Source organism: Rhizobium aureum, from assembly GCF_030182495.1.
Lineage (GTDB): Bacteria > Pseudomonadota > Alphaproteobacteria > Rhizobiales > Rhizobiaceae > Rhizobium > Rhizobium tropici_C.
In genome coordinates, this window is record NZ_JAQJCI010000006.1 from 115,201 (window position 1) to 135,747 (window position 20,547).

Here is a 20,547-nt window from a genome sequence, read left to right on the forward strand (position 1 = left end):
GCAATTCGACGAGCGGTCGCGGATGTCGTTTGCCGACAAACCGCGTTATGACTTTTACCCCCAGAGGTTTTGCCAATGAAGCGGCGCTTAGAAGATGCTCGAATCCTCATGTACAGCCACGACACGTTCGGTCTCGGTCACCTGCGGCGATGCCGGACGATCGCGCATGCACTCGTGGAGGATTATCGCGGGCTGAACGTGCTGATTATCTCTGGCGCGACGATTGCCGGGGCATTCGATTATCGGTCCCGTGTGGATTTCGTCAAAGTGCCGAGCGTGATCAAGCTGCGTGACGGCGAATACACGTCTATGGCGAGCCATGTCGCGTTGCAGGAAACGCTGAAGATGCGGCAGTCGATCATCCGTCATACGGCGGAAACCTTTCAGCCGGATGTTTTCATCGTCGACAAGGAGCCGTTGGGCCTCAAGGGCGAGGTCGAGGAGACCCTGACCTATCTCAAGGCGCGTGGTACGACGCTTGTTCTCGGCATGCGCGATGTCATGGACGCACCGCACCTGTTGGAGGCGGAGTGGAAGAAAAACAACGTGCTGCAGAAGATCGATCAGTTCTACGACAGCGTCTGGGTCTACGGGCCGCCGGATTTCCATGATCCCCTTATCGGGCTCGATGTGCCAGCGGGCGTGCGGCGGAAGATGGAGTTCGTCGGCTTTCTGCAGCGTAGCGTTTCCACTCTGGGCACGAAATCCGAACATGTGCCCGACGAGGACTATATCCTGGTGACGACTGGCGGCGGCGGCGATGGTGCCGATCTCGTCAGCGATGTGGTTGCCGCGTTCGAACAGGACAGCTCCCTCACGCAGAAGACGCTGATCGTCCTCGGCCCCTATATGCCCGCCAAGGAGCGCGGCCAGCTCCTGGAGCGCGCCAGCAAGATCGATTGTCTGCAGGTGATCGAGTTCGACAACAAAATGGAAGAGCTGATTGCCGGCGCCAAGGCCGTTGTCGCCATGGGCGGTTACAACACCTATTGCGAGATCCTCTCCTTCGATAAGCCGGCGCTGATCATTCCGCGCACGCGTCCACGCGAGGAACAGCTGATCCGCGCCCAGCGCGCCAGCGAACTCGGCCTCGTCGATATGCTGCTGCCGGAGGAATCCGCCGATCCGAGGCAGCTTGCCGCCGCCCTGAAGCGCCTGCCGAACCGCGCGCCGCCTTCGGCAAGCAGCAGTAATATGCGCCTTGAAGGCCTGGTGCATATTTCGCGCACCATCGGCGAGTGGTTCGATGATCGCGAGCGCTATACGCCGCTGTCGATCGTTGCAGAATAGAGCATCGGAAGCCGTCGATGCGGAAGAAAATCCTGGTGGTCCTCAAGGGCTATCCTCGCCTGTCGGAAACCTTCATTGCGCAGGAGCTGCTTGGCCTGGAAAGGGCCGGCTTCGACCTGACGCTGATTTCGATGCGCAAGCCGACGGACAAGAAGCGTCATCCAGTCCATGACGAAATCAAGGCGCGCGTCGTCTATCTGCCGGAATATCTGCACAACGAACCGCTGAGGGTGCTGCGGGCCTTCTTTGCAGGCATCGGCAAGCCGGGCTTCAGGCCGCTCGTGAAGCAATTCTGGGCCGACTTGAAGCGGGACATTACCCCAAACCGCGTGCGGCGCTTCGGCCAGGCATTGGTTCTGGCGCATGAATGGCCAGACGGTGGCGAATGGCTGCATGCGCATTTCATCCATACGCCGGCTTCGGTGACCTCCTATGCCAGCATCATGACCGGCATTCCCTGGACCTGCTCGGCGCATGCCAAGGATATCTGGACGTCGCCGGACTGGGAGCTTTCTGAAAAGCTCGACCGAGCCCGCTGGGCGGTGACCTGCACGCGCACCGGCTTCGAGCACATGCGCGATCTGATCCAGGCGGATGACAAGGTCTATCTCAGCTATCATGGCCTGGATCTCGATCGCTTCGCTCCCTTCGCCGGCGAACATTCCGATCGGAACGGCACGGATGCTTCCGACCCCGCCTTCATTCTCAGCGTCGGGCGCGCAGTGGAGAAAAAGGGATACGATGTCTTGCTGAAGGCACTGGCGCTGCTGCCTGGCGATCTCAACTGGCGCTTTACCCATATCGGCGGCGGCGATGGGCTGGCAAAGCTGAAGGCATTGGCCGACACGCTCGGCATTGCCGATCGCATCACCTGGAAGGGCGCGCTGGCCCAGGAGGATGTGCTTGCCCATTATCGTCAGGCCGATATCTTTGCGCTTGCCTGCCGCATTGCGGCCGACGGCGATCGCGACGGCCTGCCGAACGTGCTCGTGGAAGCATCGAGCCAGCGTCTCCCCTGCGTTTCCACCAATGTTTCCGGCGTTCCCGAATTGATCGACGATGGCGAAAGCGGTCTTGTCGTTCCATCCGAGAATCCGCAAGCCCTTGCCGCGGCGCTGGAAGCTGCCATTCGCAATCCCGCGCTACGCCGCGGGCTGGGAGAGGCAGCCGAAAGGCGGGTGCGCGAGCATTTCGACTATCATGCCAGCATCCGGCAATTGACGCGGCTGTTCGAGGAACAGTGGCAAAGGGAAGATCAATGGCGGAAATCCGCATGACGGCCCCGCATTCCCAGCCTTTGCGCGTTTTCTTCTACGTTCAGCATCTGCTCGGCATCGGCCATCTGGCGCGCGCCAGCCGCATTGCCAGCGCCCTGGCGAAGGATGGCTGTGAGGTGACTGTTGTCACCGGCGGCATACCGGTGAGCGGTTTCCCCGCGGCGGATGTCACCTCGGTCACATTGCCGGCCGTCGTCGCTAGCAGCGCCGGGTTTTCCGGGCTGGCCGATCAGGCCGGCAATCCCGTCGGCGAAGATTTTCTGTCGCGTCGTCGCGATCTGCTGCTGGATGCTTTCCGGCAGGCTGCCCCCGATGTTGTCGTCATCGAGGCCTTTCCGTTCGGCCGCAGACAGATGCGTTTCGAGCTTCTGCCGCTGCTCGATGCCGTTGCCAAGGCAGATCCGAAACCGAGGCTTTACACATCGGTGCGCGATATTCTGCAGCAACAGAAGAAACCGGGCCGGGACGAGGAGACCGTCGGCCTGCTTCGCGACCACTTCGATGGCGTGCTCGTTCATGGCGATCCGCATTTTGTCCGGCTGGAAGAAACCTTTCCCCTGACCGAGGCGATCGCCGACAAGATTGCCTATACCGGTCTTGTCGCACCCGCCTTGCCGCCGGAGCCTGTCGAAACCTTCGATATCGTCGTATCGGCCGGCGGCGGCGCTGTCGGGCTTGATCTGATCCGCGCATCGCTGGAGGCGGCAAGCCGCGTGGCGACCGATCGCCGCTGGCTTCTGATTGCCGGGCCGAACCTGCCCGAACAGGATTATGCCGATCTCGCCAGGCGCGCGCCGGGCAATGTCGCGCTCGTTCGCTTCCGCAAGGATTTTCCGTCTCTGCTGCGGGGGGCGGAGCTGTCGATCTCGCAAGCCGGCTATAATACCGTCGGCGATCTTCTCGTTGCCGGTTGCCGCGCCATTCTGGTCCCCTTCACGGCCGGCGGCGAAACGGAGCAATCCGTCCGGGCCGAGCGGCTGGAAAGGCTGGGCTTGGCATTGGCTCTGCCGGAGGCGGGATTGACGAGCGAATTGCTGGTCGCAGCCGTGAAAACCGCGCTGTCGCGCCCCAAGCCGAGCAACCCGGACATCGATCTTGGCGGCGCCGCCAGAACCTCGGCTATCCTGCGTCGAACCATATAGGGAAAAGCCGCGGCTGATATCGGAGGCATCCTGTCGTTTTATCCTCCTGGATTCCTGCAATCTTGTGATATAAATCGAAAAATCGATGAATCGGGAGGAGCGTGGACGAAGGACCGGGCGGTTCCCCTTTTCACAATGGGGCCACGTATCCGCAACGAAATCTTCCCGCATCTCTGCAACATCGGTGCCGGCATCAGGCCGGCGTTGGGCGTTGAATCTGAAAGCCTGCAGTAAGCAATGGAAAAAAGCCTAGCGCGTTACATTTGGTCGAACACCCGGCTGGAGCAGGTCTGGATACTGCTGGTGGTTGCGGCGTCGATGATTCCGTACTTTCTGTCCTTCGACCTGCCGAAGCAGATCGTCAACGGACCGATCCAGGGCAAGGGCTTCGAACATCCCGGCGATACGCAGACGTTCATGCACATTGCCTTCAACATGCCGCTGATCGGCCATGTCGAAGTCTTTCAGGGCGTCCAGCTGACCCGCATGTGGATGCTTGTTGCGTTGAGCATGGTGTTTCTGGCGCTTGTCGTGCTCAACGGCCTCTTCAAGCTCTATATCAATACCTATAAGGGGCGGCTCGGTGAGCGCATGCTGCGACGCATCCGCTTCGAACTGATCGATCGCGTGCTGCGGTTCCCTCCGAGCCATTTCAAGCGGGTGAAGCCGGCGGAAATCGCCACCATGATCAAGGACGAAGTGGAGCCGATGGGCGGCTTCACCGGCGATGCCTTCGTCCAGCCCGCTCTTCTCGGTGGCCAGGCGGTGACGGCGCTCGTCTTCATCATCATGCAGAATTTCTGGCTCGGCATGATCGCCGCGGCCATCGTCGCCGTACAGGCGATCGTCATTCCCCGCATGCGCAAGCGGCTTCTGGAGCTTGGCCGCCAGCGCCAGCTGACGGCGCGCGAGCTTTCCGGCCGCGTTGGCGAAATCGTCGATGGTATCGGCACCATCCACGCCAACGATACCACCAACCTTGAGCGCGCGGACATAGCTCACCGGCTCGGATTGATCTTCTCGATCCGCTATGATCTCTACCAGTGGAAGTTCCTGGTCAAATTCATCAATAACTTCCTCGCTCAGGTGACGCCGTTCCTGTTTTATCTGATCGGCGGTTTCCTGGCCTTGCAGGGCCGCCTGGACATTGGCCAGCTCGTTGCCGTCATCAATGCCTATAAGGATTTGCCGGGACCGCTGAAGGAACTGATCGACTGGGACCAGTCGCGTCAGGACGTTCAGGTCAAATACAATCAGGTGGTCGAACAGTTCAGCGTCGATCATCTGATCGATCCGAAAATCCAGGCGGTTTCGCACGTGCCCGCCGGCCGCATCACCCATTCTCTCGTCGCGACCAATCTGACCATCGTCGATGACAGCGGCGCGCGCGTGCTGGACCACGTTTCGGTTGAAATTCATCCCGGCGAAAGGGTAGCGATAGTTGGCGACAGCGGGGCGGGAGGCGAATATCTGGCGGAAGCATTCGGGCGCCTGATCTGGCCGGACAGCGGCCGCATCTCGATCGATGGCCGCGATATCCTGGAACTGCCGGAATCGGTAACCGGACGACGTATTGCCTACGCCTCGTCCGAGACCTTCTTCTTCCACGGCACGTTGCGCAGCAATCTGCTTTATGGCCTCAAGCATGCGCCACTCATCGCTCCCGTCTATACCGACGATGAGGCCACAAAGGCCAAATGGCGTGTGACCGAAGCGCGGCGCGCGGCCAATCCGGAATTCGATCTCAATAGCGACTGGGTCGATTATGCGGCTGCCGGTGCCACCGGGCCGGATGATATCTATTCGGTGATCCGTCCGGTTCTCGATGCCGTTGCCATGTCGCAGGATATTTTCGACATGGCGCTGCGCTCGAATGTCGATGCGGCAGCACATGAAGATCTGACATCGCGCATCGTCGAGCTGCGTCAGGCATTGCGGTTGCGGCTTGAGGAAGAGAAGCTGGAGGACCTCGTCGTTCCCTTCCAGTTCGATGTTTATAATCCGCAGGCGACGGTCGGCGAAAATCTGTTGTTCGGTACGCTGAAGCGGCCGCAGATGACCAATCGCAAGCTGGCGGCACATCCCTATTTCCAGCAGATATTCGCCGAGACGGGTCTGGTATCGGATTTGTACGATATGGGTCTGGAAATCGCCGAAAACGCTGTCGAGCTTTTCACCGACCTGCCGCCGGACCATCCGTTCTTCCAGCAGCTGACCTTCATGACGGCGGAGGATATTCCGACCTATGAGGCGCTGCTTCAGAAGCTGAACGGCAAGGGATATGAGGCGGCGACCGACGATGAACGCGCGGCCATCATCCGCCTGAGCTTCTCCTATATCGAACCGCGTCACCGCTTCGGTCTTCTGACACAGATGCTGATGGAAAAGATCGTCCATGCACGGGCGAAATTCTACGAGAACATACCAGCCGATCTTGCCAGGGTCATCGAGCGTTATGATCCGGAGCGCTTTACCGCGTCGGCGACCTTGATGGACAACGTGCTGTTCGGCCGCATCGCCCATCAGCAGGCCAATGCGCCCGAGCGTATCCACCAGATCATGTATGATGTCTTCGGTCGTCTCGGCATGCATGACAGCGTCCTGTCGATCGGCCTGGATTTCGATGTCGGCTCGGGCGGCAAGCGCCTGACGAATGTGCAGCGCCAGAAGCTCAATCTTGGCCGTGCTCTTTTAAAACGTGCGGACTACATCATCTGCAATCGTCCGCTGCCGGCGCTCGATCATCGCGTTCAGGAACAGATTGCAAGAGCCATCCTGGGCACATTCGACAGCGACGGATATGCGCCGGCCATCATCTGGGTGCTGTCCAACCCGAGTTTCGCCGAGTTGTTCGATCGTGTTTTGGTCTTCGACCATGGGAGTCTTGTCGAAAGTGGGTCAAGCACCGATCTTTTAGAGAAAAACGGTATGTTCAAAGAACTGTTATCGTAATATCCTATCTCGACAGTGGCGTCTGGGGCCGAACACTGGGGGTACCGAAGCTCATGCTTCTGAAAGACGAAGTTGAAATGCTGAAGCGAGTGCCGATTTTTTCGCGCATCGCGCCCGCGAAATTGAAACTCTTGGCGTTTACGTCCGATCGCGTCAGCTATAATGCTGGCCAAACCCTGTTTCATCAAGGTGATCAGGGAGATGCCGCCTATGTTGTTCTTTCCGGAACTGCTGATATTCTCGTCGATAGCCCGGCCGGCGAGATCAAGGTCGCCGAAGTCGACGTGAATTCCATCGTCGGCGAAATCGCAATCCTCTGTGACGTCTCCCGTACCGCCACGGTAAAGGCCACGTCCAGGCTTGAAGCACTGAAGATCAGCAAGGAGCATTTTCTGAAGCTGCTCAGCGATTTTCCGGAAATGGCTGTCGAGATCATGCGCGTGCTTGCCGACCGTCTCAACCATACGACCTCGGAACTGACCGCCGTCCGCAGCCGCCTCAACCAGCCGCAGTCGATGGCGACGCATTGAGATTGCAGATGGTGTAGAGCGCGCTACGGGCCGGCGCCGAAAAAGGCGAGCCGGGTAAGCGCCGTATAGTGCGATTCCGACACCATCAGAGCGACGAAGACAAGCACCAGGACCGGCGGGACCAGGATGGCGTAGATCAGCGCGAGACGCTCCCAGGCCATGTGCATGAAAATGGCGACGATCAGCCCGGCTTTCAGGATCATGAACAGCAGGATCAGGGACCATCTCAGATAGCCCTGAATGCCGAGATAATCGACAAGGTAGGAGAAGGTGCTGAGGACGAAAAGCAGTCCCCAGACCACCATGTACAGCTTTATCGGATGCTGCTGCCCGGAATGTGTCTGCGTCTCAGCCATGATGCCATCCTCACCACAGATAGAAGAATGCAAAGATGAATACCCAGACCAGATCGACGAAGTGCCAGTATAGTCCCGTGATCTCGACGATCTCGTAACTGCCCTTGCGGCTGGTGAAGAACCCCCGCCTTTCCTGGTCGAAATCTCCCCGCCATACCTTGCGCGCCATGATCAGGAGAAAGAGGACTCCGATCGAGACGTGGGTGCCGTGGAAGCCGGTGATCATGAAGAAGGACGAACCGAACTGCGCCGCTCCCCATGGGTTTTCCCAGGGGCGGACTCCCTCCCTGATCAGCTTGGTCCATTCGAATGCCTGCATCCCGACGAATGTCGCGCCGAGAACTGCGGTTGCCAACATCAGAGCGGCGGTCTTGCGGCGATCACGGCGGTATCCGAAGTTGACGGCCATCGCCATCGTGCCGCTGCTGCTGATGAGAATGAAGGTCATGATGGCAATCAGAATCAGCGGGATTTCCTTGCCTCCGATCGTCAGCGCGAAAACCTCGCTGGGATTGGGCCAGGCGACGATGGTCGACATGCGCGCCGTCATATAGGCCAGGAGGAAACAGCCGAAAATGAAGGTGTCGCTGAGGAGGAAGATCCACATCATCGCCTTGCCCCAGGAGACGTTCTTGAACGCCCGCTGGTCCGATGAAAGGTCAGCCGCGACGCCGCGCAGTCCCACGGGTTGCAGAAGTGGTTCGCTTGTTGGTCTTTCTATGGATTCGGTCATCATCGAGGCTCCTCAACTGACCAACTGACGGCAGAGATCGACGAAACTATTTGCCCAGCCGGCAAAGAGCGCAAAAAGGATCAGCCAGATGACGAGCATGAAATGCCAATAGATGGCGCAGAGATCCACGCTCAGGCGGATTCTCGCCGATACGGTGTTTGTCCAAGCGTGGATCGTCGTCCGTCCGAGCACGAAAAGCCCGCCCAGGATGTGCAGGCCGTGCAGCCCGGTGATCATGTAGAAGAAACTATTCGATGGGTTGTCGGCGAGCACATAGCCTGCCGCAACCAGTTGCCGCCACGCCAAAACCTGTCCAGCCAGAAAGAGAACCGCCAGTGCGAACGCCACTGCAAGCGCCGTGTTCAGCATCTCGCTGCGGTCGAGACGGGCTTCGGTTTTTGCCCATTGCAGTGCGACGCTGCTTGCCGCAAGGGCGGCGGTATTTACCCAGAGCAGTCTTGGGATCGGAATGCTCCACCAGTCGGCGCCGCTAAGGCGCGTAAGATAGGCGCTGATGAGGAGCGCGAACAAGGCGCCGACGACGGCGAGAAAGATGCCGAGACCGACTTTCGCCGTGGTCGCCGATGATCCGCGCATGTCAGGCGCATTGCCTGCGAGGCTCGTTTCCAGCCAGGGTTTCGAGGTCAGCCGCTGCCGCGCCATCCACCAGGCGATGATGCCGGCAATCCCGGCCATGAAGATGAGAATGGCGCTCATGACAACGCCCTTTCGGACGGCCCGACCGAGGCCGGCTGGTTTTGCGGCAAGAAATCCTGATCCGCTCCGGGGACACTGTAATCATACGGCCAGCGGTAGACGATCGGCAGTTCCTTGCCCCAATTTCCGTGCGCGGGCGGCGTCTGCGGCGTCTGCCATTCCAATGTCGTTGCCCGCCACGGATTGCCGCCCGCCTGCCGGCCCCAGCGAAGGCTCCAGGCGAGATTGAACAGGAACAGAAGCTGCGCGGCGCCGACGACCAGAGCGGCAATGGTGATGAACATATTCAACGTATGCGCCGACGGCGGTATGAAGGCCGTTTCGCCCAGCTCGTAATAGCGGCGCGGCACGCCCATAAGGCCAAGGTAGTGCATTGGGAAGAAGATCGCATAGGCGCCGAGGAAGGTGATCCAGAAGTGGATGTGGCCCATCGTCACGTTCAGCATACGCCCCGTAATCTTTGGATACCAATGGTGGATCGCGCCGAAGATCACCAGGATCGGCGCGACCCCCATCACCATATGGAAATGGGCAACCACGAACATGGTGTCGGACAGCGGCACGTCGACGACGACGTTACCGAGAAAGAGGCCGGTCAGTCCACCGTTGATGAATGTGACGATGAATGCCAGAGCAAACAGCATCGGCAATGTCAGATGGATATCGCCGCGCCAGAGCGTCAGTACCCAATTATAGACCTTGATCGCCGTCGGGATGGCGATGATCAACGTCGTGGTTGCGAAAAAGAACCCGAAATTCGGGTTCATGCCGCTCACATACATATGATGCGCCCATACGACGAAACTTAGCGCCGCAATGATGACGATAGCCCAGACCATCATCCGGTAGCCGAAGATGTTCTTGCGCGCATGGGTGCTGATCAGGTCCGAGACGATGCCGAAGGCGGGAAGGGCAACGATATAGACCTCCGGATGGCCGAAGAACCAGAACAGATGCTGGAACAGGATTGGACTGCCGCCACCGTGCTGCAGTTGCTGGCCCATCTCGACAATCGCGGGCATGAAGAAGCTCGTGCCGAGCAAGCGGTCGAACAGCATCATGACGGCAGCGACGAAGAGCGCCGGGAAGGCAAGGAGCGCCATGACGGTCGCGGTGAATATGCCCCATACCGTCAAGGGCATCCGCATCAGCGTCATGCCGCGGGTACGTCCCTGCAGCACCGTCACGACATAGTTCAACCCGCCCATCGTAAAGCCGATGATGAACAGGATCAGCGATGACAGCATCAGGATGATGCCCCAGTCACGCCCTCCCGGCGTACCAGACAGAAGGGCTTGCGGCGGATAGAGCGTCCAGCCGGCTCCCGTCGGCCCGCCGGGCGCGAAGAAGCCGACGACCAGCACGATGACTGCAAGCAGATAGAGCCAGTAGCTCAGCATGTTCGCATAGGGAAACACCATATCGCGCGCGCCGAGCATCAAAGGGATCAGATAGTTGCCGAAACCGCCGAGGAATAGCGCGGTCAGCAGGTAGATCACCATGATCATGCCATGCATGGTGATGAACTGATAATAATGTTCCGCATCGATGAAGGAGAAATAGCCGGGAAAGCCGAGTTGCAGCCGCATCAGCCACGACAGCACCAATGCCACCATGCCGATCGAGATGGCGGTCAAAGAGTATTGAATAGCGATGATCTTGGCATCCTGGCTGAAGACATATCTCGTCCACCAGCTTTTCGGATGATAAAGCTCCACATCCTCGACTTCAGCGGGCCGGATGACCTGCTCGATGCCGGAACCAATCTCGACCATATTCCTTCCTCCCTGTAGCCTCCGATGCGGCATTCCTCCTCAGCGGCGCATGGGGCTTACTTTTGCGCCGACGCCAGCGATTTCGAGAAAGTCGGCTGTTGCTGCAGCCAGGCTTGATAGGCTGTATCGGTATCGACGATGACGGTGCCGCGCATCTGCGGATGACCAACACCGCACAATTCCGCGCAGAGAACCTCGAAGGTTCCCGTTCGCGTCGGTGTGAACCAAAAATAGGTCACCGTGCCGGGAATCATGTCCATCTTTGCCCGGAATTCCGGCACGTAGAAGTCGTGCAGAACGTCGATCGAGCGCAGAAGCATCTTCACCGACTTGCCGGCCGGAATATGCAACTCACCGCCTTCGACGATGACGTCGTCCAGACCCGCAGGATCATTCTTGTCCAAACCGAGCGGGTTGTCCGGAGTAACATCGCGCGTGTTCGCGCGCCCGAGGCGCCCGTCCGCCCCCGGCAGCCGAAAACTCCATTGCCACTGCTGACTGACGACTTCGACCTCGCTGGCATCGGCCGGCACCGTGACGAACTGATTCCACACGAAGAGGCCCGGTGCGAGCATCGCCGCCACACCGATTGCTGTTCCTCCGGCGAGCCACCATTCCAATCTCTTGTTTTCGGGCTGGTATGCCGCCCGGTTTCCTGTGCGGTGCCTGAAACGGAAGACACAATAGGCGATGAACATCACGACAACCGCAAAGACGATGCCGGTGATCCAGAACGTGATGACGATCGTGTTGTCGATATAACTCCAATTCGACGCGATCGGCGTCCACCACCAAGGGCTCAGCAGATGGAATGCAATTGATCCCACCACCAGCAGAACGAGAATCAATACGACAGCCATCGTCTCCTCCTTGACCCGGCCGCGAACGTTTCTGCAATCTCATCGCGAAACGTTTTAGTATTATCTCATGAACAAATCACCCGGGCAATTGCGGCAAAAGTAGTGGTTTATCCAGCAGAGCCGCACGGAGTGCACCAATGCCTCGGCCCGATGGTCGCATCTCGCTATTTGGAGTATTGCTTCAAATAGGCGATCAGATTGGTAATCTCGGTATCGTCCTTCAGTCCGACGAAGGTCATTTTCGTGCCCTTCACCTTCGCCTTGGGGTCGTGCAGATAATCGCGGAGCGTCGTCTCGTTCCAGACGAGGCCGCCCTTGCCCGCCTCCTGCATGGCTGACGAATAAGCGAAATTAGGGTGTGTTCCAGCCGTCCTGCCGAACAGGCCGTTCAGCGAAGGCCCGACCTTGTTTTGATCCGTTTCGGCCACATGACAGATGGCGCATTTCTTGAAAACGGTGGCCCCTGCTGTGACGTCACCTTCCTGTGCAAAGGCGACGAGTGGGAAAGCAACGGCGGGAAGCAGACAGATCGGAAGAAAACGGTAAGACATGGCAATCCTCTTTCTCTCCATTGGTGTTCCAATCTATGTGTCAAACCGCAACCGACGGTCATAAATCTATCAAATCTTGTCGCCTTTGTCGCCTATTCCTTAAATTAGCTAGTCGTCATTCCTTGCGCGGGAGCAATCGGCGATTTCCGACGCGGAGATCTTGAAGACGATGCCCGCTCTTGACGATAAGGTTTTGCCATCGAGTGTCGCTACTCGGCTCTTGACCGTGGAACACCGAACCGGGGCTTCCAAGCAGGTGTGCTTGAGTGCCTGGAAGCTGATATGGGTTCTGTAGACGTCTGCGCCGCTAGCATTGCTTCACAGGAATGCGAGCGGCGCTTATGATCCATTCTCGATCCACACTCTGACGCAAGATCGAGGCGGAGCCTGTTCCAAAGCTAGACCGATCTCAGTTGGACAGTCGCTAGACCTGCCGCTTGGCGGCAGATCTAGCTAATGTCATGTGCGTGTCCATGCCTAAGCGTGGGCATGCGGATGGTGCGCATCCCAGACGACCCATAGTGATGCACCAGCAATGAGCACGCCGAGAACGGTATCCGTCCACATTGCGCTTGCATTGGGGGCAAAACCAAGCAGCCAGGGAGATGCAATCAGCCAAAGACCGAGTACCAGACTGGCCCATTCCTCCCATTCAGCAAATACTGAAAGCGCAGCGACCGCAAACACGCCCAACAGGGCGGCAACGATCCATGCGTTCCAGCTGGGTATCATCTCAGCTGTGAAACCGAAGATCCACGGAGAGACAAACAAGCATGCCGCCAGGATCAGATTTACCCAATCCAGCATTCTCTTTCTTTCCATCAGAGGCATTGCCATAACAACTTCCTCCCAATAAGAAGCCTAGTGTTGGCTACACTTAGCGTGAACTTCACGCCTAAGTATATAAGTGGTTACTTTCGCTTCCATTTCAAGATAACGTGTGAGCGATACTTTCGGTATTATGTCTAAAGTTTCAGCTGTAATGGATGCTGCCGTCCCAGCTCTGCTTTCAAGAAGCGAACAGGCGGGGAAAGATTCCGCCGTAAGGCGCTACATGGCCGTGATGTCCTCCCCCGTTGCTCCGGATGATGCAGATCGCTGAATTTTGGATGAACACCGTCTTCAGCATCCGTTCTGAACACGAGGCCTACAAAGGAGCCGTTCAACCGCGGTGATATCCGCATCGAAGGAGGGGTCAAAATGATCCGCACGTCCATTATCCGCACTCTTCTTGCCGCTGCCGCAGTCGGCGCTGTCGTCATCACCCCGGCGATGGCCAACGACGTGCGCATCGAACAGTATGGCTGGCAGAACTCCGCCGGCGGCGCGCAGAACGGCCACAGGAACCGTGTTCGGTTTTATCAGGACGGACGCTACAATACTGCCATCGGCCAGCAATACGGCCATCGCAACCTGTCTGCCGTCGGGCAGGAGGGCGACAACAACTACGGAGCCACCTATCAGTACGGCAGCCGCAACGTGGCCGGCATAGGACAGTTCGGCTCAAATCACACCGCTATTCTGACGCAGGATGGCAACGGCAACATCGCCGCGGGTGTCCAGGTCGGGCACGGTTGCAACGCCGATGTCAGCCAAGGCGGCAACGGGAATGTAGCCGCGTTCGTCCAGACCTGCCCTTGACCTTTGCGACACGGGCCGGGACCTGTGTTCCCGGCCTCGTTCTTTGCCACGACAAGGAGGCAATCCATGGTTAACTCAGGCAGAGGCTTTCCCATCACCGCAGCGATGATGCTCGCCGGACTGATCGCCGCCGGCGCGAGCGCTGCCGTTCTCGACACGGACAGCTCGGGCTCAGCACCAATTCGCTGCGAAATTCGAGAGAAAATTCAAGGCGATACGATATTTTTGGAGCCGCTTGTGCATTCCGACAGGGAAATGAGTGGCACCTATAGCATCAGCGTATCCGGCGGAGGCGAGGGAGGCTCCTCGAACATCCAGCAGGGCGGTGAATTTTCGGCGGTGGCCGGACGCACGACGTCGCTCGGCCGAATAAGTGTCAGCGCGGGCGGCGCCCTTTACGATGTGAAGCTCAAGGTGACGGTGCCCGGCGGGAACGTCAGCTGCACCAAACAGGTGGCGGGCGTATTCTGAAAGATACTTTAAGTGCTCAAGCAGCGATGGAGCCATTCAGCGATTTCCTGAACCGCTGAATGGCTCTTTTTGTCTGCCTGCCGCAATCAGTTCCCAAGCCCCGTTGGCGGCTTTGGGCCTATCCGCCTTCCTCTATCCGTGCAGTTAAATGGCTGCTGAACATCCTCTTCCAACTTGGTTCAGCTTGGTTTTGCAAAAGTGGCGTATCGGCTGACGACGGCCGGATCAGGAGAGGCAATCATGAATACCAAGCTCGCCAACACTCTAGGAATCGCCACTATTGCCCTATTGCTTGGCGTCTCGGCGCAAGCAGGCTCCGCCATGGCCGGCGGCTCGATCGCATTTTATCTTTCGCCTCGAACGGCACAGGATGCCGAAGTGATGGATTTCGGTTTGCGGGCCTATTCGCTCTACAATGGCCTGCGTGGGGGTGCTCATATCCGTCAGTTCGGCCGAAACAATCTTGCCGGCCTCGGGCAGAATGGACGAGACAATCTCGGTATCGTGCGCCAGGAAGGCAACGGCCATTCCGCGACGCTGCAGCAGAACGGCAGCGATAACTCCTATGGCATCTTCCAGTTCGGAAGAAATACCGACACGCAAGTCGTGCAGAACGGCGACGGGCAAAGTGGGGCGGCGTTGCTGTTTGGTTGGTAGAATTTCGTCGATGAGCTGTGCTTGCCCCGAACGCCAGGACACGGCTTCTCAAAGGCTTTCCAAGCTTTTCCAAAACACCCGACCAGGCACCGTCAATGTCTATTCTGGCGCCGCGATGCTTTACTCTGGGCTATGCTGTGTCGCGGTAGAGAACGCCGATCTTTCAGGAGGTGCAAAAGCAGATTCCGTTTCCCCCCGCGAGGAACGAGATCAATGTCGCTGACAAGCTTTGCGCCGCCCGCGCGACGCTCCAGGGTGATCTTGCGGCTATGGAAGGCTTCCAGCTCGGCACGATGCGCCACGCTTATGATGGTGATCCTCGGCAATTCCCGGATCACCATCTCCATCATCTTGTCCTGGCTCTTCTCATCGAGTGCCGATGTTGCTTCATCCAGCACGATGATATCGGGGTCGTGCAGCAGGAGACGCGCGAATGCGAGACGCTGCTTTTCGCCGCCCGACAATGTCTGGTCCCATGGCGCTTCTTCCTCGATCTTGTCGTTCAGATAATCGAGTTCCACTTTGTCGAGAGCGGCCTTGATCTCATCCAGCGTCCAGCTGTCAGCGGCGCGGGGATAAGCGACTGCCCGGCGAAGTGTTCCGGAAGGAATGTAAGGCCGCTGGGGCAACATGAACAATCGTCTGTCGGCGTGGAAGTTGACACTGCCGCCGCCCCACGGCCAAAGACCTGCAATGGCCCGCACAAGCGTGCTCTTTCCCGTGCCGGATTCTCCGGCGACGAGCACCCGCTCTCCGGGTTCGATTACGACTTGAGTCTCCTTGACCACGGCGGTGCCGTCGTCCAGCGACACGGAGAGATCGTTCAGGCTGAGCATGGCATCACCTTCGGCTTCACCATGCTTGATGCGGCCCATTGTGTCGCTCTTTTCCGCACGCTCAAGCCCGTCGAGCGACATCATCAGCGAAGCGACGCGTCGCGCGCAAGCGTTCCAATCGGCGAGGCGGGGATAGTTGTCGACCAGCCATCCGAATGCGCTCTGAACGATAGCGAAAGCAGAAGCTGCCTGCATGACCTGCCCGAGCGTCATGCTGCCTTCGAGAAATTTGGGCGCGCAAAGCAAAATCGGCACGACGGGCGCAAACAGGCTCGACCCCTGCGACACAAGCGTCGTGCGCATATGTTGGTGCGCAAGCAGCGCCCATTGCCTGAGCACGTTGCCGAAGGTTTTGTCGAGGTCGTTACGCTCCTCCTCTTCGCCGCCGAGCAATGCGATGCTCTCGCCGTTTTCCCGCACATGCGTCAGTGTATAGCGAAATTCGGCTTCCGCCTGATTTTTGATTTCGGAGACATGGACGAAATGGCGGCCGATGACCGCCATCGAGGTGGAGGTGATCGCGGCATAGAGCACCGCGGTGATGACGAGGAAGCCGGGAATTGTGATTGTCGAACCGGCGATTGTCACGGTCAGGGCGCCGCCGATCGTCCAGAGCACCACGATGAAGGTCGAGGCCGACAGAAAGGCCGAAATGACGCCAGCGATGAAATCCACCGGCGCTTCCGTGGCAATCCGCAAATCCTCGGCGATGCGCGCCTCCGGGTTCTTGTGATCGCCACCGATAAGGTTCAGCTGATAGTAGCGGCCGTTTGCCAGCCAGCGCGCGATGAGCGCCGTGGTCAGCCAGGACCGCCAGCGGCGCTGAATTGCCATTCGCAGCGAGACTTGGACGACGACAAGAGCCACGCTTCCGAGCACGAGCGGCAGGAACATGGCGCTTAGAAAATATACGGTATGGGCGTTGCGCTGCTCTATCGCGTCAAAAATTGCGCGATTCCAGATATTGATCCCATACTGGAAGCAGACATTGGTGCCGATCAGGATCAACAGGCCGATTGAACATGGCCACGCAAGTCCATCACCGCCGTTGCCCCAATAACCTCGCGCGCTGATCCAGAAGCGCCTCAGCAAATATCTTTTGCGCGCCTGTTCTGCTTCTTCGGGCGTTAGCTGCGGATCGGGTTCAATGAAACTTGGCGGGGGCTCGACCTCCACAGTCGATGCCTTACCTTGACGCGACCTCTTGGCACCATGCGCTTTGGTACCGTCGACCGATTTCTGTTTGGATTTAGCGTCGGTCATAAGCACGACAACGGCTTAAAAATCAAAAAGTTTCATGGACGGCAGCCTTGAGGAACTGTCCATCGCAATTAGCGTTTCAGTATCAGGAGGAATTTACCATGTGCCCGCAAAAGCCAATGAGCGCACCGCTGTGTGCGCCAGAATTTGGGTTGCCGAACCCTATACAATATTACCCTCAGCCATTGCCCCCTCTCGCCCCTTCAGAAAGCGAGAAAGACGCGTATGAACAGGGAATCAAAGCAGGAAAGCGTGAGGTGGAAAACAAAGAGAACCCCTTTCCCGCTGGCAGCGAACAGGCCAAAGCTTATGAGCATGGCTACCTTGATGGCCAGAAAATCCGATTCGCGGACATGTTTTAGCGATGGACGATTTCGGGCGCCTGCGTGGAAATTGGCACCGGCGTTTTCAGTTTGTTGCGAACCATAGCGACGTTTCGCATTGCCGGGCCTCAAGCTTCGACTTGCTGGGCAAGATCCTGGGACACCGTTCTTGACATGAACGTTTACACTCTCCGCGTCGATATCTTTGTCCAAAGCAAACCGTTCAGTGCGATCGCGTTCCAGGAAAAGGAGCGGTCGCGGACGCCACGGGCAAAGATCCATCTAAATTTCTCCACCTGAAGTCGGTCTGACCGGTGCGAGACAACGATCCGTAGAGCAGCTAACATATCCTTAATCAATCGCAGGTGGAAATGGAATCCGAAACAAAACCAGACGATGGGAGTGATGCTTCAGCGAGAAATGGGTGATCGCAGCGCAGTCGGATTACGGCGATGACGGCAAACAATCGCACGCCGAATTCCTCAGTTCATGCAATCGGCGATGAGGGATATGACAGCCGCCGTCTAAAAGTTTCGCCTCTCACTTTTTTCAGCGTCGGCAAACCTTTGCTTACGTGCTTAGCCGGATGAAAAAAGCTGCGCTTTGATCATGTGTGCTGAGAGATAAGAGAGGTTTAGGCAATTTAAGTAGAGCCAATCTATTTGGGCCGATAATTAGCCGGAAAGATAGCCGGCGGCCGTGCTTGCGCCTGAGATGAAATTCGTTTCTAATTTAACCGGAGATTGAAGATCCTGTTTTTCTGAATTATATTTAAATTTATTGGTGTATAACGTGCCAATGCATATAAGAAATAGACAATAATTACAACTTATCTCATTTAGATTAAAATATTACTTAACATATTGGCAAAACCGCTGCGCTATATTATCTTCCCGCCACTCAATCAAAGGAGGCGGAGCGGGCGGAGGGCGCTTTAAACGATCTATTGTTCTCCTCGAGATCATTTCGTGGGTGTGGCATCGTCGATAGCGATGCACCATAAAATGCAATTTCATCATCAGTGAAGTCTGAAAGTCTTGTACCGGAGTGGACGCGCGCGAGTTGGCTCGCTTGCGCGGCACACCGACCGTGCGGCTGCATCTTATCGAAGGATGCTTGCCTCGTACAAAATAACTGCGGAAAATTCGGAGAGGTTCTCCAAATGCGGTACTATTCCCTGGACGCGATACGCGGCCTTGCTGCTATCGCCGTTGTGCATTTTCATATGGGATTGATCTGGCACGTCGCACCGTTCGGTTATCTGGCGGTCGATTTCTTTTTCGCGCTGTCGGGCTTTGTCACCGAAACGGTTTACGGCCCACGATTCATAGCTGGCATGACGACGCCTGGTTTCTTTGCCGCCAGGCTGAAACGGCTCTATCCGGTCTTCCTTATCGGCATTTTTCTTGGTGCCTTCGTAATAGTGGCTAAGGTATTTGCAGGTATCGACTGCCCGCCAGCATGGGTCGTTCCGCTTAATCTGGCAGTTCTGCCCGCGCCTGTTGCCGGGGACTATTTTCCGGTCAATGTTCCGTGCTGGACGCTCTTTCTGGAGTTCACCGCCTACTTTCTTTATAGCGCGTGTCGGCGTTACCTGACGCCACCGATACTGCTGACGATGACGGCGGTTTCGGGTGTTGCGCTGCTGGCATGGGGCGATGATCTGAACGTTGGCAGCACGTGGGACACCATCCACATCGGCATTGCGCGGCTTGGCTTCGCCTTTCCCTTCGGCGTGTTGCTGGCGCGGCTTGGCGTCAGGCCGTGTTGGCGTACGTGGCTCGCACTATTGCCGCCCGTTTGGCTTATGGTCGTTTTCTATTACTCGCGAGCTGGCACGGATATTGCGCTGTTAACTCTGCCCATGTTGCTCGTCTGGTCCATCGCACTCGAAGTGCCGGCAAAGTTGCAAGCGTTGTCGCGCTGGCTCGGCGATATTTCCTATCCACTCTACATCGTACACTATCCGCTTCTTTCCGTTTTTCAATTCTTCTGTCGGGAGATCGGCGCTGCTGGGCCAATTGCGCAGATGGTCGGCACGGTGGGTCTTCTCGGCGCGGCTCATATGGTGGCGTCTTGGAATGGCCGCTACCGGACTTTTGCAGAAAAAGGCGGCTGACCATGGAAGACGAACCGAAGCTGGGCTCGGCTTGATGGCCATCGGCTTTGCTCTGCCAATCACGATGCGCAAATCGCGGGAATACGCTCCAGCAAATGGAGGAGGCAATGATTTGGAATTTCGAAGTCATTGTGGCCGTTATTGGCAGCCTCGGCGCTGCCGGCTTTGTCCTGTGGCAATTGGCAGACCCAGGTCGCCGCAGAAACGAGACACGCGAGCACAACGACGACACCGGCGCGATTGTGGAAGAGGTGCGGCAAAACCGGAACGAAGACGACTAGGACATCATTTCGCACTTCCGTCGTAACCCGCCGAGCCGCCATGGACGGCGTTGGCTTGTCCGTCGGCGCAATCATGGGCAATCCTCCAAGCCGCGGATTTAATGTCGTAATGCGATACAAATCCGCAGGGCCGCGTATTTTTGTCGAGATGGGCGCCGGCTGGCCGTACATTGGTACTTGCGCAACCATTGGAGGAACTCGGCGGAGTGTTTTCCTCATACGGTGAAACCATGATTATTGCGACGCCGACCGCGAATAATTAGGCCGACGTCTCGTTCATTATACATTGCTGGAACATTGTGAATTCGGAGGAAACCTGCGAACATGAAAGTAGTTTCTTTGCTGGCGGGTGCCTCATGGACAAAAAATCCGACGCGATCGATGTAGAGGTTGGATTACGCATCCGGCTGCGCCGGGAAGAATTGTCAATTGCGCAGGATGTATTGGCCGCGAAGCTTTGCATAAGCCCTCAGCAGCTCGAGAAATACGGGCGCGGCATAGAAAAAATCGGTGCTGGTCGCCTTCTGTGCATCTCTGAAATTCTCGATGCCCCGGCCATGTTTTTCTTCAGAAGCACATTGGTCGATGCCCTTCCTTCTGTGGCGAGACCAGCTGATTTTCAATTTACCAGACATCATGAGGCCGCTTTGCAGACAGCCTTATCGGCGCTTGAGGACAAGCGGCTGCGGGCAAGGATGCTCGCTTTTGTGCAATCAACCGGACCTGACAACGAGCGCTGATCTAGCAAGATGACATTTCATTTAACGACACTCGGC

General features: G+C 57.5%; 20 protein-coding genes. 11 read left to right on the top strand and 9 right to left on the bottom strand.

The genetic code is table 11. The annotated features are described in order from the left end of the window. The first annotated feature begins 75 nt into the window (after positions 1 to 75). The 5 genes from PH552_RS16715 to PH552_RS16735 all read left to right on the top strand — a co-directional run bounded on the left by PH552_RS16715 (position 76) and on the right by PH552_RS16735 (position 7,191). Complete coding sequence (locus PH552_RS16715; RefSeq protein ID WP_112342426.1) at positions 76 to 1,290, top strand: glycosyltransferase family protein; 1,215 nt, start codon at positions 76 to 78, stop codon at positions 1,288 to 1,290. Positions 1,291 to 1,307: 17 nt separating this feature from the next. Further along, a complete protein-coding gene (locus PH552_RS16720) occupies positions 1,308 to 2,567 on the top strand; it encodes a glycosyltransferase family 4 protein (protein WP_112342425.1) in 1,260 nt (419 codons plus the stop codon). Further along, the gene (locus PH552_RS16725; RefSeq protein ID WP_112342506.1) at positions 2,564 to 3,709 is read left to right on the top strand and encodes a glycosyltransferase family protein; all 1,146 of its coding nucleotides are present in this window, start codon (positions 2,564 to 2,566) and stop codon (positions 3,707 to 3,709) included. The genes PH552_RS16720 and PH552_RS16725 overlap by 4 nt, the downstream gene beginning before the upstream one ends. Positions 3,710 to 3,946: 237 nt before the next feature. Continuing rightward, positions 3,947 to 6,661 carry an ABC transporter transmembrane domain-containing protein gene (locus tag PH552_RS16730; RefSeq protein WP_112342424.1) on the top strand — a complete coding sequence of 905 codons (2,715 nt, stop codon included), beginning with the start codon at positions 3,947 to 3,949 and terminating at the stop codon, positions 6,659 to 6,661. A gap of 53 nt (positions 6,662 to 6,714) precedes the next feature. Then, complete coding sequence (locus tag PH552_RS16735) at positions 6,715 to 7,191, top strand: cyclic nucleotide-binding domain-containing protein (protein WP_112342423.1); 477 nt, start codon at positions 6,715 to 6,717, stop codon at positions 7,189 to 7,191. A gap of 23 nt (positions 7,192 to 7,214) precedes the next feature. Here PH552_RS16735 and PH552_RS16740 read toward each other — a convergent pair whose 3' ends face one another. The 7 genes from PH552_RS16740 to PH552_RS16770 form a co-directional block, all read right to left on the bottom strand. Further along, positions 7,215 to 7,547 (bottom strand): cytochrome C oxidase subunit IV family protein, encoded by a 333-nt coding sequence (locus PH552_RS16740; protein ID WP_112342422.1) that lies wholly within the window; start codon positions 7,545 to 7,547, stop codon positions 7,215 to 7,217. Positions 7,548 to 7,557: 10 nt separating this feature from the next. Continuing rightward, entirely contained in the window at positions 7,558 to 8,280 is a 723-nt protein-coding gene (locus tag PH552_RS16745; protein WP_112342505.1) for a heme-copper oxidase subunit III family protein, read from the bottom strand. Between the two features lie 12 nt (positions 8,281 to 8,292). Next, positions 8,293 to 8,997 (bottom strand): cytochrome c oxidase subunit 3, encoded by a 705-nt coding sequence (locus PH552_RS16750; protein WP_112342421.1) that lies wholly within the window; start codon positions 8,995 to 8,997, stop codon positions 8,293 to 8,295. Beyond that, positions 8,994 to 10,772, bottom strand: a complete 1,779-nt coding sequence (locus PH552_RS16755; RefSeq protein WP_112342420.1) for a cytochrome c oxidase subunit I — start codon at positions 10,770 to 10,772, stop codon at positions 8,994 to 8,996. The genes PH552_RS16750 and PH552_RS16755 overlap by 4 nt, the downstream gene beginning before the upstream one ends. A gap of 56 nt (positions 10,773 to 10,828) precedes the next feature. Then, positions 10,829 to 11,632 carry a cytochrome c oxidase subunit II gene (locus PH552_RS16760; RefSeq protein WP_112342419.1) on the bottom strand — a complete coding sequence of 268 codons (804 nt, stop codon included), beginning with the start codon at positions 11,630 to 11,632 and terminating at the stop codon, positions 10,829 to 10,831. A 164-nt stretch (positions 11,633 to 11,796) separates the two neighbouring features. Then, positions 11,797 to 12,183 (bottom strand): c-type cytochrome, encoded by a 387-nt coding sequence (locus PH552_RS16765; protein WP_112342418.1) that lies wholly within the window; start codon positions 12,181 to 12,183, stop codon positions 11,797 to 11,799. A gap of 477 nt (positions 12,184 to 12,660) precedes the next feature. Then, a complete protein-coding gene (locus PH552_RS16770) occupies positions 12,661 to 13,020 on the bottom strand; it encodes an SPW repeat protein (RefSeq protein ID WP_112342417.1) in 360 nt (119 codons plus the stop codon). Positions 13,021 to 13,383: 363 nt separating this feature from the next. On the opposite strand from PH552_RS16770, the gene PH552_RS16775 reads away from it, so the two are divergent. From PH552_RS16775 to PH552_RS16785, 3 genes are all read left to right on the top strand, one after another. Further along, entirely contained in the window at positions 13,384 to 13,824 is a 441-nt protein-coding gene (locus PH552_RS16775) for a curlin (RefSeq protein WP_112342416.1), read from the top strand. Positions 13,825 to 13,890: 66 nt separating this feature from the next. After that, entirely contained in the window at positions 13,891 to 14,295 is a 405-nt protein-coding gene (gene csgH / locus PH552_RS16780; RefSeq protein WP_112342415.1) for a curli-like amyloid fiber formation chaperone CsgH, read from the top strand. 240 nt (positions 14,296 to 14,535) lie between these two features. Continuing rightward, positions 14,536 to 14,952 carry a curlin gene (locus tag PH552_RS16785; RefSeq protein WP_112342414.1) on the top strand — a complete coding sequence of 139 codons (417 nt, stop codon included), beginning with the start codon at positions 14,536 to 14,538 and terminating at the stop codon, positions 14,950 to 14,952. Positions 14,953 to 15,044: 92 nt separating this feature from the next. Here PH552_RS16785 and PH552_RS16790 read toward each other — a convergent pair whose 3' ends face one another. Both PH552_RS16790 and PH552_RS16795 read right to left on the bottom strand, forming a co-directional pair. Next, positions 15,045 to 17,051, bottom strand: a complete 2,007-nt coding sequence (locus tag PH552_RS16790) for an ABC transporter ATP-binding protein/permease (RefSeq protein WP_112342413.1) — start codon at positions 17,049 to 17,051, stop codon at positions 15,045 to 15,047. Between the two features lie 200 nt (positions 17,052 to 17,251). Beyond that, positions 17,252 to 17,653 (bottom strand): hypothetical protein, encoded by a 402-nt coding sequence (locus PH552_RS16795; protein WP_285166181.1) that lies wholly within the window; start codon positions 17,651 to 17,653, stop codon positions 17,252 to 17,254. An 880-nt stretch (positions 17,654 to 18,533) separates the two neighbouring features. Between PH552_RS16795 and PH552_RS16800 the strand changes: the two genes are divergently transcribed. From PH552_RS16800 to PH552_RS16810, 3 genes are all read left to right on the top strand, one after another. Then, positions 18,534 to 19,490 carry an acyltransferase family protein gene (locus tag PH552_RS16800; protein WP_112342411.1) on the top strand — a complete coding sequence of 319 codons (957 nt, stop codon included), beginning with the start codon at positions 18,534 to 18,536 and terminating at the stop codon, positions 19,488 to 19,490. A 107-nt stretch (positions 19,491 to 19,597) separates the two neighbouring features. Then, positions 19,598 to 19,771 (top strand): hypothetical protein, encoded by a 174-nt coding sequence (locus PH552_RS16805; RefSeq protein WP_162736958.1) that lies wholly within the window; start codon positions 19,598 to 19,600, stop codon positions 19,769 to 19,771. A 356-nt stretch (positions 19,772 to 20,127) separates the two neighbouring features. Continuing rightward, on the top strand, positions 20,128 to 20,511 hold the full coding sequence (locus tag PH552_RS16810; protein ID WP_112342409.1) for a helix-turn-helix domain-containing protein: 384 nt from the start codon (positions 20,128 to 20,130) through the stop codon (positions 20,509 to 20,511). Positions 20,512 to 20,547 lie beyond the last annotated feature (36 nt).

Excerpts from the sequence above, each read along its gene's own strand:
- PH552_RS16715 (WP_112342426.1), top strand. The coding sequence starts at position 76 with ATGAAGCGGCGCTTAGAAGATGCTCGAATCCTCATGTACAGCCACGAC.
- PH552_RS16720 (WP_112342425.1), top strand. The coding sequence starts at position 1,308 with ATGCGGAAGAAAATCCTGGTGGTCCTCAAGGGCTATCCTCGCCTGTCG.
- PH552_RS16725 (WP_112342506.1), top strand. The coding sequence starts at position 2,564 with ATGACGGCCCCGCATTCCCAGCCTTTGCGCGTTTTCTTCTACGTTCAG.
- PH552_RS16730 (WP_112342424.1), top strand. The coding sequence starts at position 3,947 with ATGGAAAAAAGCCTAGCGCGTTACATTTGGTCGAACACCCGGCTGGAG.
- PH552_RS16735 (WP_112342423.1), top strand. The coding sequence starts at position 6,715 with ATGCTTCTGAAAGACGAAGTTGAAATGCTGAAGCGAGTGCCGATTTTT.
- PH552_RS16740 (WP_112342422.1), bottom strand. The coding sequence starts at position 7,547 with ATGGCTGAGACGCAGACACATTCCGGGCAGCAGCATCCGATAAAGCTG.
- PH552_RS16745 (WP_112342505.1), bottom strand. The coding sequence starts at position 8,280 with ATGACCGAATCCATAGAAAGACCAACAAGCGAACCACTTCTGCAACCC.
- PH552_RS16750 (WP_112342421.1), bottom strand. The coding sequence starts at position 8,997 with ATGAGCGCCATTCTCATCTTCATGGCCGGGATTGCCGGCATCATCGCC.
- PH552_RS16755 (WP_112342420.1), bottom strand. The coding sequence starts at position 10,772 with ATGGTCGAGATTGGTTCCGGCATCGAGCAGGTCATCCGGCCCGCTGAA.
- PH552_RS16760 (WP_112342419.1), bottom strand. The coding sequence starts at position 11,632 with ATGGCTGTCGTATTGATTCTCGTTCTGCTGGTGGTGGGATCAATTGCA.
- PH552_RS16765 (WP_112342418.1), bottom strand. The coding sequence starts at position 12,183 with ATGTCTTACCGTTTTCTTCCGATCTGTCTGCTTCCCGCCGTTGCTTTC.
- PH552_RS16770 (WP_112342417.1), bottom strand. The coding sequence starts at position 13,020 with ATGGCAATGCCTCTGATGGAAAGAAAGAGAATGCTGGATTGGGTAAAT.
- PH552_RS16775 (WP_112342416.1), top strand. The coding sequence starts at position 13,384 with ATGATCCGCACGTCCATTATCCGCACTCTTCTTGCCGCTGCCGCAGTC.
- csgH (WP_112342415.1), top strand. The coding sequence starts at position 13,891 with ATGGTTAACTCAGGCAGAGGCTTTCCCATCACCGCAGCGATGATGCTC.
- PH552_RS16785 (WP_112342414.1), top strand. The coding sequence starts at position 14,536 with ATGAATACCAAGCTCGCCAACACTCTAGGAATCGCCACTATTGCCCTA.
- PH552_RS16790 (WP_112342413.1), bottom strand. The coding sequence starts at position 17,051 with ATGACCGACGCTAAATCCAAACAGAAATCGGTCGACGGTACCAAAGCG.
- PH552_RS16795 (WP_285166181.1), bottom strand. The coding sequence starts at position 17,653 with ATGGATCTTTGCCCGTGGCGTCCGCGACCGCTCCTTTTCCTGGAACGC.
- PH552_RS16800 (WP_112342411.1), top strand. The coding sequence starts at position 18,534 with ATGCGGTACTATTCCCTGGACGCGATACGCGGCCTTGCTGCTATCGCC.
- PH552_RS16805 (WP_162736958.1), top strand. The coding sequence starts at position 19,598 with ATGATTTGGAATTTCGAAGTCATTGTGGCCGTTATTGGCAGCCTCGGC.
- PH552_RS16810 (WP_112342409.1), top strand. The coding sequence starts at position 20,128 with ATGGACAAAAAATCCGACGCGATCGATGTAGAGGTTGGATTACGCATC.